Here is an 11,945-nt window from a genome sequence, read left to right on the forward strand (position 1 = left end):
CGTCAACGGCGTGTCGCTTCAGGCTGTCAAAGCGGAACGTCCTTGTGAGCAAGGCCGGGGAGGTCCACGCGGTTTTGGGTGAAAACGGGTCAGGCAAATCCACGTTGACGAAGGTCACTTCGGGCGTGATCCAGCCAAGTGAAGGGCGTATCTTCATCGACGGAGAAGAAACCCGGTTGCCCACACCGCGCGAAGCCATCGCGCGGGGATTGGTGTGCATATCTCAAGAACTATCACCGGTGCCGGACCTGAACGTGCACGAAAACCTGATCCTGAGGGCACCCGGATCAGGTCTGGGCCCCCTTCCGGGCGGCATCGTGAAGCACTTGCGGGTCGTGCTTGTACAGATGGACGGTGGCAACTTCCGAATGGCCGCACGCATCGCGAATCTGAGCCTCGCGGAACGTCAACAGGTCGCGATTGCCAAAACCTTGGTCCGCAATTCCCGGTGGTTGATCCTGGACGCGGCGCCCTGTGCGCTCAACGCCTCCCTCGTGAACAAGGTCTTCACGTTGATCCGACCCGAATGCGCCCGCGGTGTTGGTGTTCTGTTCATCTCCCACCGCTTTCACGAAATCGAGGCGCTGGCTGACCGCATCTCTCTCTTTCGGAACGGCGCGCTGGTCGATAGCTTTGCCAACGGGGCCAACGGGGCCCACGATTATCCCGCGATCATTTCCAAGAGGGTCGGACAGAAGATCACCGATCTGTTCCCGGTCAAGCCCCCGCCACAGGCGGCGGCGCAGGAGGTGCTGAAGCTGGAGGGTTTTGGCTGGACTGGCCCGGTTGCTGGGCCCCACACCGGGCGGGGTGATCAATCATGACCTGGCCGACGCGATGACCTTGGATGTGCTGGGCATACCCACGGCGCTGATCATCACGTCTTCCGTGATCCTTGCCGCGTTCGCGACGACGGGCGTGTGTTCTGCCTTCGGGGGCGTGCTGCTCGCCAGATATGTAGATCAGGACAGTCAATCGATGGGGGATTCTTATCTGTTGTGTACAATCGCGGCAGTACTGATTGGCGGCACTTTGATCCTGTCAGTGCTGCAATTTTCCAACGTCTGGCGCAGCATCACCCTTATGCTGCTGTTTCAGACCTTGCGTCGAAAGGAGGGTTGACCATGTCCGCACACTACGAAATCTACGATCCGGCCTTTGCCGATATGATCGACACGACGGCCCCGCCCCACATGATTGCGGATGGTTGTATTTGGACCGAAGGCCCGGTCTGGCTGAACGATACGCTTTATTTCAACGATATTCCCAACAAGCGGATGATGAAATGGCGGCCCGAACACGGCGTCTCCGTCGCGCTTGCCAACAGCGAATTTGCCAATGGCAACACGCTGGACCACACGGGGCGCATGGTGTCGTGCGAACATGGCGGACGGCGCGTGATCCGCAGGCTTGATCCCGAAGACCCGAAGGCCATCGAAGTGATCGCGCACAGCTACAAGGGCATGCGGTTGAATTCCCCGAACGATGTTGTTGTCCGCTCTGACGACTCCGTATGGTTCACCGATCCACCGTACGGAATCAACTCCGACATCGAAGGCTATCCGGCAGAGAGTGAGATCGGCGGCTGCTACGTGTTCTGCGTCGCGCCAGACGGCACCTTGACGGTCGTGGCAACGGATTTCGACAAACCCAACGGGCTCGCCTTTTCTCCAGATGAGCGCCGCCTCTATGTGGCGGACTCCGGGGCAATCCGAGGCGCGAGCTTTCCGGGGATCAACTATGACCTGCCCCATCACATCCGGGTCTTTGACGTTGACGGAACGACCCTGACAGGGGGCGAAGTCTTTGCCGAGGTCATCCCGGGCGTGCCCGATGGTCTTCGCGTGGACCATGAGGGATATGTCTGGACCAGCGCGATGGACGGCGTCAGGTGCCTCGCGCCGGACGGGCAGTGCCTTGGCAAGATACACCTGCCCGCCCCAGCCTCGAATCTGTGCTTTGGCGGGGCGGAGGGCACCGACATATTCATCACCGCGTCAGACAAGGTCTGGCACGTCAAATCCACGCGGCGCGACGCCGCCCACCAAACAAAAAACCAACTATCAGGAGACGCGTCATGACAACTCGCCTCAAGGTGGCCATTTTCGGCCTTGGCTCGATGGGGTACGGGATGGCGCAGTCATTGCTGCGCTCGGGCCATACGACCTATGGATACGATGTGAATGAACAAGCCGTTTCGCGGTTTCAGGCCGAAGGCGGCACAGAAGGTGCCCCCGGTGACGTCGCCGCCGATCTGGACGCGGTCGTGGTTGTGGTGCTGAACGCAGCGCAGGCCGAAACCGTGCTGTTCGGCGCAGAAGGTATCGTCCCGCATCTCAAACCCGGAGCCGTCGTCATCTGTTGCCCGACGGTCCAGCCCGATTTTGCGCGCGCGATGGAGGCGCGTTGCAACGCCAGCGACGTGCACTACCTTGACGCCCCCATTTCCGGCGGGGCGGCCAAGGCGGCACAGGGACAACTGTCGATCATGGCTGCCGGAACGCCTGATGCATTTCAGGCCGCTCGCCCCGTGCTCGACGCTTGTGCCGCGACGGTCTTTGAACTTGGCGACAGTGCCGGGCCCGGCTCCGCAATGAAAGCGGTGAACCAGCTTTTGGCAGGTGTCCATATTGCCGCGATGGCAGAAGCCCTAACCTTTGGCATGACCCAGGGCATTGACGCTGAAAGCTTCATGAAAGTCATTCCGCAATGTGCGGGAACGTCCTGGATGCTGGAAAACCGCGCGCCTCATATTATTTCGGGCGACTACACGCCACATTCGGCGGTCGATATCTGGCCAAAGGATTTGGGCATCGTCCTGGACATCGCGCGCGGCGCCAAATTTGGGGCCCCGATCGCAGCGGCGGCGTTGCAGCAATATCTGGCAGCTTCGGGCATGGGGCACGGGCGCGAGGACGATGCCGCCGTGGCGAAGGTCTATGCCCGCAACGCAGGACTGACACTGCCGGAAAAGAAAACATAGGCCGCGGACACAAGTCAGCGGCAACTGATAACCAATCGAACAACAATTCCAAATGGGAGGAAATACCGTGAAAAAGACTTTGAAATTGGCCGCAGGAACCATCCTGGGCAGTACACTGGCCGTCGCGGCACAGGCACAGGACTTTCCTGAACGCCCCGTCAACCTTGTCGTGCCGTTCAATGCGGGCGGCGGCACGGACCTACTGGTGCGCGGTTTTGCCCCGCACCTTGCCGAGGCTCTGGGCGGTGACGTGTTCGTCTCGAACATGGCGGGCGGATCGGGCACCGTCGCAGCGGCAGCGCTGGCAGGCCAGAAGCCCACTGGCTATCAGCTTGGCTATTGGTCCGTCACCGTGGGCACGATCCAACCCCAGATCAAGGACGTGCCTTACGGCATCGACAGCTGGGCGCCGATCTGTTCCGTCGCGGCCTCCCCCACCGTGCTGTTCACCAACGCCTCCAACGATCTGACCGACGTGGACGCCATGAAAGCCGCCATCGAGGCAGCCCCCGGCACCTATCTCTTTGGCTCGTCCGGCCCCGGCGCGATGACACATCTGACCACCGTTGCCGCCTTCGAGGGGCTTGGCCTGATGGACAAGATCAAACATCTGCCCTTCCAGGGCTCCGGTCCGGCGTTGCAGGCGATGGCCGCAGGCACGATCCAGTTTTTCGGAGATACCGAGATCCTGATGCAGCGCGGTGATTTCCGCCCACTGATCGCCTTCTCCGACACGCGGCTGGAGAACTTCCCGGATGTGCCTACCGCCACCGAAGTGGGCATCGCAGCACCCCTGAATGAGCTTTACCTCTGGGGCGGTCTGTTCGCGCCTGCCGGCACTCCGCCCGAGATCGTGGCCAAGTTGTCCGAGGCCTGCGGCACGGCCGTGAACTCCGAAGGGTTCCAGCAGTTCGCCGCCGACACGCAGACCACGATCAACTATCGCGACGCGGAGGCGTTCAACACCTTCTTCCGTGCGCAATATGAGGCCAACGCCGCCATCATTGAGGCTGCCGGACTTTGATCCATGGGCGGGCGTCCCGTCATGGGGCGCCCGCTCTGCCCGCCATCGCCCTGAACGGAGGCCCATCCATGCACGCGCTGAGTGAACGCAGGATAACATCTCTGGTGCTGCTGCTGATCGCAGTAGTGCTTTTGTACAATACTTATGGACAGCAATATGCCGACCTCGGCGGAGCGTTCAGCCCGATGTTCTTTCCACGCATCATCCTGTGGCTTTGGGTTGTCCTCGCGGCACTGGATCTGGCCTCCGAGTTGATCACCCGCAAGGAGACCGACCGGCCTCAGATACTGCGCGTCGCGATCATCGCATTGGGCACCCTGGTGTTTCTCTGGTCGATGACGCGGCTGGGGTTCTTTCTGTCAGCCGTTCCGATGACGGCTCTCATCCTCATCACGCTCAACATACGCAAACCCCTGCCCTTGCTGGCTGTGTCCGTCGGGGTGCCGATGGCTTTGGTTGCCCTGTTCAACCATGTGCTGGCCCTGCCCCTGCCCACATCCCCGTTCACCTGGTGGTTCTGAGGAATACGCGATGATCGACCTTTTACCGCAAGCCGCGGCGCTGATCTTTACCGTCGAAGGCATCGCCGTGCTGGTGCTGGGCACCATGCTGGGCGTTGTCCTGGGCGCCTTGCCCGGGATCGGCTCTACCGTGGCGGTCGCGATGATCCTACCCTTCACGCTGACGATGTCGCAGGCTCCGGCCATTCTGCTGTTGTTGGCAGTCTATGCGGGCTCCGTTTATGGCGGGTCGATCTCAGCCATTCTGATCAATACACCGGGCACGCCACAATCGGCCGCAACCTGTCTGGACGGCTATCCCATGGCGCAGCGCGGCGAGGCCGGTCTGGCCCTCGGGTGGAGCACGATCGCATCGACCGTTGGCGGTCTGGTATCCGCTGTTGTGTTGCTGTTTGCCGCCCCGCAACTGGCGGCCCTGGCGTTGAATTTCGGGCCAATCGAGACCTTTGCCCTGATCCTTCTGGGCCTGACCTGTATCGTATCCGTGTCCGAAGGCTCTTTGCTCAAGGGGCTTGTCGCGGGCAGTATCGGGCTGTTTCTGGGCTGCGTCGGCGGCGATCCGATCACGGGAGAGGCGCGTTTCACATTTGGCCACTTTCAACTGATATCGGGCTTCAACCTGCTGGCCGTGGTCATTGGGGTTTTTGCGCTGTCCGAAGTGCTGATCCGCGCAGCTGCCAAACTCGAACAGGACCAGACCCTTGTGACATTCAAGGGCATCGTGCTGCCGCCCCTGTCGGCGTGGCGCGGACGCTGGAAAGTGTTGGCCAAATCCGTGGCCATCGGCAACGGTATCGGCATCTTGCCCGGCACAGGTGCGGCGACGGCGGCCTTTATCTCTTACGCCGAGGCGGCACGCTCGTCGCCAAACCGCGCGAATTTCGGCAGGGGCGAACCGGATGGGCTGATCGCATCGGAATCCGCCAACAACGCCGTGACCGGGGGCGCCTTGGTACCGACGTTGGCATTGGGCATTCCGGGCGATGCGATCACGGCGGTGATGTTGGCGACGCTGACGCTGCACGGGGTGACCCCGGGCATCCGGCTGATGACTGACAACCCGGTGCTGATCGCTGCGATCTTTTCGGGTTTCTTCGTCATCAACCTGATGCTGCTGCCGGTGGGGATAATCGTCTCGAAGGCCGCAGCCCCCCTGCTGCGCCTGCGCGAGGGCTATATGCTGGCGATGATCGTGCTGCTCTGTTCCGTGGGCGTTTATTTCGTGCGCGGCAATCCCTTTGATCTGATGGTGATGGGCGGCGCTGGCATTGCCGGATTTTTGCTTCGCCGTCAGGGCATGCCCATGGCGCCTCTGGTGATTGGCATGGTGCTGGGGCCAACGCTCGAAATCAGTCTGCGACAGGGGCTGATCATCACCGACGGCAGTTTCGCGGCATTCTTTACGGGCCATCCCCTTGCGGTGGTGCTGGTGGCGCTCGCAGCAGGGATGCTTTCCTTGCCCCTGATCAAACTTTTGCGGGACCGGGGCAAAGCATGACACTTTTGGCGGATCCAAAACAAAGGCAGGGGCCATGACACCGTTCACAGGCTGGATTGCCAACGATCATAAAGCGAAACGCGAACTTTCGGGTCTTCTCGCGCGTTCTGACGTGCGGGCGTCGATGCGCAGTGGCGCACCGGACGTGCCGCCGCAGGACAGCGCGCAGCATGTCATTATGCGCCGTGGCACTGCGCCACCAATGCTTGCGCGCGATCAGATCACCAGAGTGGTCACAAAATTCAACGAGGAGTGGGACCTATGAAGTTTTCCGCCAATCTGGGCTTTCTATGGGCGGACCGCCCCTTACCCGAGGCCATTCGGGCTGCGAAAGCAGCCGGATTTGATGCAGTCGAATGTCATTGGCCCTATGATACACCCGCCTCGGAGGTCAGCGCGGCCCTGTCGGAAACCGGCCTGCCAATGCTGGGCCTGAATACCCGGCGGGGTGATACGGCCAATGGGGAAAACGGCCTGGCCGCCCTGCCCGGTCGCGAAGCCGAGGCCCGCGCCGCGATTGACGACGCCCTGGCTTACGCGGCAAAGACAGGCACCAAAGCGGTGCATGTCATGGCGGGTTTTTCCGGCGGCCCACGCGCGCACGAGACTTTCGTCGCGAACCTGAGTTATGCCTGCGATCAGGCCATGCCGCATAACATCACGATCCTGATTGAACCGCTCAACCACTACGACGCGCCGGGATATTTCCTGTCCACTTCGCAACAGGCCGCCGCGATCATCCACGAGTCAGGCCGCGACAATCTCAAACTGATGTTTGACTGCTACCATTTGCAGATCATGGAGGGCGATCTCTCTCGGCGTCTTGCGCGATACCTGCCGCTGATCGGACACATCCAGATCGCGTCCGTCCCGGATCGCGGCACGCCGGATCATGGCGAACTCGACTATGCGCACATATTGGCGGAAATCGACAGGCTCGGTTGGACCGTCCCGGTCGGCGCTGAATACAAACCCATCGCGCCAACCGATGAGACGCTGAGCTGGCTGAAAAATCGGAGCACCTGAAAAACCGCGAAGTGTCTCCACCATGAATCGTCCGGCGCTGCATCTCAAAGGCCAATGACAGACAATCCGGATGATCCTGTGTGATCGTCCCGGCGGGTCCGGGTGGTCAATTTTCCCACGCCCTTAAGGTGGCACAGCGAGGGGTCGTCCGGGCCTCAAAATTCCAAGCATCGCGCGTTGACGCCCCTTTTCAGGGTTGTCGGGTCTGACCCCCCGCCCTGCGAGTGAAACGGTAAGCTGGTTGCAATACATCAAACGAAATCGATGAACTTGTGCATTGGCATTTCGCGAACCCGCTGACCGGTTGCGGCAAAGATCGCATTGGACAGCGCCGCCGGAGCCGGTGGCACCATCGGCTCTCCCATACCGCGCACATGGTCGCCGTTTTCCAGCCCACGCACATGAATCTGCGGTGTGTGGTAATGACGCATCCCCTCGAAATCGTAGTAGTTCTGCTGATCGACCTGCCCGTCCGAATAGGTGATCTCGGAATTCATCGCGTGGCCCAGCGCCCAGACGACGCCCCCCTGCACCTGGTTTTCAAAGTTCACCGGATCGACAACGCGGCCCACCTCTGCGGCCACCCATACGGTATCGATGCGAATACCATTTGGGGTGTCGGTGACCTCGATCACCTCCGCTGTCGGAACACCAAAAGACATGCAGAAGGCAACGCCGCGCCCTTTGTTCGCAGCCAGTGGCGCGCCCCAGTTCGACATCTCGGCCACCGCCTCCAGTACTTTGCGCGACGGGTCGTGCCAGCAGAGCCGCAGACGCTCGGCCATCGGATCGGCCCCGGCCGCATGGATGAGCTCATCCAGAAAGACATCGTGGAAAAAGCCATTGGTCGACGCCCCGACCGATCGCCAGGACGAGATCGGAGCCAGTTCCGGCGCGCGGTAACCCGACACGCGGTAATTCGGAATTTTGAACGGTTGCTCCCAGGCACCCGCCACGATTTGCATGTCTGGTCCGGCCACCGGAAAGCCCAGACGCCCGATTTGGCTGGCGATCACTGACGGCATGGCAATGCCAAGGTCAAAGGTCTCGACCTTGCCGTCCCGGACGACACCCTGCCCCCGCGCCATGGCGATCTGGCGGGTGTCGTCATGGCTTGTATCTTCTTCACGGCTATAGGTCAGCTTGATCGGGACGCCCGGCATTTGCATCGCAATTTCGGTGGCCTCCCTGACGACCCGGTCTTCGAGCCGGTGTCCAAAACTGCCGCCCATAATTTGCGCGTGCACGTGGACATGATCGACACCGAAACCCGTCATGTCAGCCACGGTGCTCTGTAAAAGGCGCGGAATTTGCGTGCCCGCCCAGACATCCACCTGTTCCGCGGCCACGCGCACCATGGCCGAGATCGGCTCAAGCGGGGCGTGCGCCAGATAGGGCGCGCGGTACTCGGCGGTGATGACCTCGGCCCCGGACATTGCGGCGTCTACGTCGCCCTCATCACGCCTGCGGCTGTCCAGATGATCTTCGTTGAAGCTCTCAGAGAGCACTTGCCAATGCTGTTCCATCTGGGCCGGGTACGGGGCCGGACCCCAGTCAAAGACGATGGCGTCCGCCGCCTGAAAGGCGCGCCAGGTGTTATCGGCCACAACCGCAACGCCGCCAGTGATTTCAAAGATATCGACCACGCCGCGCATCCCTCTTGCGGCGGAGGCATCAAAACTGTTCATCGGCCCGCCCCGGCGCGGGTTGGTGCGGACGGTTGCGTGCAACATGCCTTCGACCTCAAGGTCGATACCATAGGTCGCGATCCCCGTAGACTTGGCGACAATGTCCAATCGCTCGACCGCTTGTCCAATCAGTCGCCACGCGCCGGGGTCACGCAGTTGCACTTGCTGAACCGGCTCCAGCGTCGCGGCGATCGGGGCCAGTTCGACATAGCTGATCGTGCGACCATCCGGCAAAATTACCGCACCGTTGGCGGTTTTGAGCGCTGCCACATCCAGACCACTCTGCTGTGCCGCAGCCGCCTTGAGCGTTTCACGGGCCACAGCCCCTGCAATCCGCAATTTGTCGTAGCTGTCCGGCACCGTGGTGGAACCACCCGTGATTTGCATGCCGATAAACTTCATCATGGCATCCATCACGCCCCGCGTGGTTTCGGCGACAAGGCCGTCATCCGTGGCACGAAACGGAGCCGCTTCGGAACTGAGCGCGGTGTTGTAATAGGCCGGGCTTGGCACGCCGGGATCCACGCGAATCTGGTCAAGCCCTACATCGAGTTCCTCGGCGATCAGCATCGCCTGCACAGAATAGGCCCCTTGCCCGCTATCAGCTCGCGGCGTGATGAGCGTGATACCGCTCTGGTCGATCTTGACGTAAGGGGTCAGCGCCGCCGTGCCGCTGTCCAGCCCCTCCAACAACGGATTCTGAGCGGGGCGTTTGTAGGCGTAATATCCAAAGGCAACACCCCCCACCACAGCGGCTGAGCCGATCAGGAACGTGCGACGGGCGATTGTTCCGATCCGCGCCATCTCAGGCCTCCTGCAACTTGGTCGCGGCGGCTTTGATCGCAGCCCGCATGCGCAGATAGGTGCCGCAGCGACACAGATTGCCGCTCATAGCGTCGTCAATCTCCGCGTCCGTAGGATTAGGGATTTCCGAAAGCAATGACGCCGCCTGCATGACTTGGCCCGGCTGACAATAGCCGCATTGCGCGACCTGGTATTCGATCCAGGCCGCCTGGACCGCATGGAGCGTTTCGGTCGTTCCCAACCCTTCAATGGTCGTGATCCGTCCGTCGACGTCCGCGGCGGGGATCTGGCACGACAGAACGGCCACACCATCGATATGGACGGTGCACGCGCCGCATTGCGCGACACCGCAGCCGTATTTCACGCCCTTGATGTTCAATTCATCGCGCAACACCCAGAGCAACGGCATGTCGTCTTCGACATCCACCTCATGCTCTGTTCCGTTGACGGTCAGTTTCACGGTGCACTCCTTAGCTCGGTTCTGTTCATCCAACATAATGGGCCTCGGCCGCAATGACACCAGCGGCACGGGCAAACGTTGCGTAAAAATCGGCTTGCCGGACTCTTGCTAACAGCAAAAAAAGCCGACCGCTGTAACAGCGATCGGCGTCATTTACAGTATTTCACCGCGTTGGCTGGTCGATCAGAACTCGACCACGGCCCGAATGGATTTACCCTCGTGCATCAGATCAAAGCCGTGATTGATCTCGTCCAAGGTCAGCTTGTGCGTGATCATCGGATCAATCTCGATCTTGCCGTCCATGTACCAGTCGACGATCTTGGGCACGTCCGTACGGCCCTTGGCCCCGCCAAAGGCCGTCCCGCGCCAGACCCGGCCCGTGACCAATTGGAAGGGACGGGTCGAAATTTCCGCACCGGCGGGCGCCACGCCGATGATGATACTTTCGCCCCACCCCTTATGGGCGGCTTCAAGCGCCGTGCGCATCACGGTCGTGTTGCCCGTCGCATCAAAGGTATAATCCGCACCGCCGCCCGTCAGTTCGACCAGATGCGCCACCAGATCTCCTGCGACATTGGTCGGGTTCACGAAGTCGGTCATGCCGAAATATTTGCCAACCTCGGCCTTGTCATCATTCAGATCGACGCCCACGACCTGATCCGCCCCTGCCAGCCGCAGGCCCTGGATCACGTTGAGGCCAATACCACCGAGGCCAAAGACCACGCAGCGTGCGCCGATCTCGACCTTGGCGGTGTTGATCACGGCACCGATGCCGGTGGTCACGCCACAGCCGATGTAACAAATCTTGTCGAAGGGCGCGTCCTTGCGCACCTTTGCCAGCGCGATCTCGGGCACCACGGTGTGATTGGCAAAGGTCGAACAGCCCATGTAGTGATGGATCGGCGTGCCGTCGAGCATTGAAAAGCGGGTTGTGCCGTCTGGCAGCAGGCCCTGTCCTTGGGTGATACGGATTTTCTGGCACAGGTTGGTCTTGCCCGACAGGCAATATTCGCACTCACGACATTCCGGTGTGTAGAGCGGGATGACGTGATCGCCCGGTTCCAGCGTGGTGACACCTTCGCCCACTTCCAGCACGATGCCGGCCCCTTCGTGGCCCAGAATGGCCGGAAAGATACCTTCGGGATCGTCCCCGGACCGGGTGAATTCATCCGTATGACACAGGCCCGTCGCCTTGATTTCGACGAGGACTTCGCCCTTGCGAGGACCGTCCAGGTTGACCTCCATGATTTCGAGCGGCTTTCCGGCTTCGACGGCGACGGCGGCGCGGGTTTTCATCATGATCTCTGTCCTCCTTGAAAGTTGCGGCCATCAACGCCAGCACAGCGCAGCCTGTCAATGCAAAAGGGCGCGTTGCAGGGTTTGTTTCGCGACTGTAATTGCGCAAATTCCGAAGCCGAAAGACGCTGCGATCAAATCGAGGAAGCGCCCCGCACCTGTCGACGCGGCGAGTGTGGTTTCGGCTCAATTGAGGACGGGTTTTTTACAATAAATCCTTGTCATCACCAAAACAAAACAGCCGAGACCATAACCAGATAAGTCCACTGGTGCAGCGCCTGATCGACGCCAAACGCGCGCCAATACCCGGCCTGATCCGGCCCATGCGCGGTATGATCCGACCAGCGGCCTTTCGCCCAGTCGATATGATAATGCACAATCCACTCCGCAGCCGCGACTTTGAGGGACAAGGCGACCGGAACGCCGATAAGCACCATGGCAATCAGTGAACCGACGGCATGTAGCCCGGCATGCTGCATCCGGCCAAAGTGGATATACTTGCCACGATCGCGCAGCATACGCGGCGTTTGCAGAAAGAAATCGGCAAACAGGTGCTTCGTTTGGAGCAAAAACAGCAGCGCAAGCGCAAATGTAATCGAGGTGTCCAAATCCGGATCCTAGGTATGTCGCACCGACACCGTAAGA

13 protein-coding genes are annotated in these 11,945 nt (G+C 60.8%); 9 read left to right on the forward strand and 4 right to left on the reverse strand.

Annotated elements, in window-relative coordinates:
* Nucleotides 1-44 precede the first annotated feature (44 nt).
* The 9 genes from LC354_RS00400 (at nt 45) to LC354_RS00440 (ending at nt 7,052) form a co-directional block, all read left to right on the forward strand.
* Nucleotides 45-824, forward strand: a complete 780-nt coding sequence (locus LC354_RS00400) for an ATP-binding cassette domain-containing protein (RefSeq protein WP_223420797.1) — start codon at nt 45-47, stop codon at nt 822-824.
* Nucleotides 811-1,122 (forward strand): hypothetical protein, encoded by a 312-nt coding sequence (locus tag LC354_RS00405; RefSeq protein ID WP_223420798.1) that lies wholly within the window; start codon nt 811-813, stop codon nt 1,120-1,122. Before LC354_RS00400 ends, LC354_RS00405 begins: the two co-directional genes overlap by 14 nt.
* 2 nt (nt 1,123-1,124) lie before the next feature.
* Nucleotides 1,125-2,081, forward strand: coding sequence for an SMP-30/gluconolactonase/LRE family protein (locus tag LC354_RS00410; RefSeq protein WP_223420799.1), 957 nt, complete (start codon nt 1,125-1,127; stop codon nt 2,079-2,081).
* A complete protein-coding gene (gene ltnD / locus LC354_RS00415) occupies nt 2,078-2,983 on the forward strand; it encodes an L-threonate dehydrogenase (protein WP_223420800.1) in 906 nt (301 codons plus the stop codon). Before LC354_RS00410 ends, ltnD begins: the two co-directional genes overlap by 4 nt.
* A 67-nt stretch (nt 2,984-3,050) precedes the next feature.
* Nucleotides 3,051-4,007, forward strand: a complete 957-nt coding sequence (locus LC354_RS00420) for a Bug family tripartite tricarboxylate transporter substrate binding protein (protein ID WP_223420801.1) — start codon at nt 3,051-3,053, stop codon at nt 4,005-4,007.
* A 68-nt stretch (nt 4,008-4,075) separates the two neighbouring features.
* Nucleotides 4,076-4,528 carry a tripartite tricarboxylate transporter TctB family protein gene (locus LC354_RS00425; RefSeq protein WP_223420802.1) on the forward strand — a complete coding sequence of 151 codons (453 nt, stop codon included), beginning with the start codon at nt 4,076-4,078 and terminating at the stop codon, nt 4,526-4,528.
* A gap of 10 nt (nt 4,529-4,538) precedes the next feature.
* The gene (locus LC354_RS00430) at nt 4,539-6,026 is read left to right on the forward strand and encodes a tripartite tricarboxylate transporter permease (RefSeq protein ID WP_223420803.1); all 1,488 of its coding nucleotides are present in this window, start codon (nt 4,539-4,541) and stop codon (nt 6,024-6,026) included.
* Nucleotides 6,027-6,060: 34 nt separating this feature from the next.
* On the forward strand, nt 6,061-6,291 hold the full coding sequence (locus tag LC354_RS00435; protein WP_223420804.1) for a hypothetical protein: 231 nt from the start codon (nt 6,061-6,063) through the stop codon (nt 6,289-6,291).
* Nucleotides 6,288-7,052: a hydroxypyruvate isomerase family protein gene (locus LC354_RS00440; protein ID WP_223420805.1), complete on the forward strand. Its 765-nt coding sequence runs from the start codon at nt 6,288-6,290 to the stop codon at nt 7,050-7,052. The genes LC354_RS00435 and LC354_RS00440 overlap by 4 nt, the downstream gene beginning before the upstream one ends.
* A 251-nt stretch (nt 7,053-7,303) precedes the next feature.
* On the opposite strand, the gene LC354_RS00445 is transcribed toward LC354_RS00440, so the two are convergent.
* The 4 genes from LC354_RS00445 to LC354_RS00460 form a co-directional block, all read right to left on the reverse strand.
* A complete protein-coding gene (locus LC354_RS00445) occupies nt 7,304-9,544 on the reverse strand; it encodes a xanthine dehydrogenase family protein molybdopterin-binding subunit (protein ID WP_223420807.1) in 2,241 nt (746 codons plus the stop codon).
* Nucleotide 9,545: 1 nt separating this feature from the next.
* Entirely contained in the window at nt 9,546-10,004 is a 459-nt protein-coding gene (locus LC354_RS00450; RefSeq protein WP_223420808.1) for a (2Fe-2S)-binding protein, read from the reverse strand.
* Between the two features lie 183 nt (nt 10,005-10,187).
* Nucleotides 10,188-11,300: an S-(hydroxymethyl)glutathione dehydrogenase/class III alcohol dehydrogenase gene (locus LC354_RS00455; protein WP_223420939.1), complete on the reverse strand. Its 1,113-nt coding sequence runs from the start codon at nt 11,298-11,300 to the stop codon at nt 10,188-10,190.
* A 224-nt stretch (nt 11,301-11,524) separates the two neighbouring features.
* On the reverse strand, nt 11,525-11,908 hold the full coding sequence (locus tag LC354_RS00460; RefSeq protein WP_223420809.1) for a DUF3307 domain-containing protein: 384 nt from the start codon (nt 11,906-11,908) through the stop codon (nt 11,525-11,527).
* Nucleotides 11,909-11,945 lie beyond the last annotated feature (37 nt).

The sequence above is a fragment of the Tateyamaria pelophila genome, assembly GCF_019966495.1.
In the GTDB taxonomy this organism is placed as follows: Bacteria; Pseudomonadota; Alphaproteobacteria; order Rhodobacterales; family Rhodobacteraceae; genus Tateyamaria; species Tateyamaria pelophila.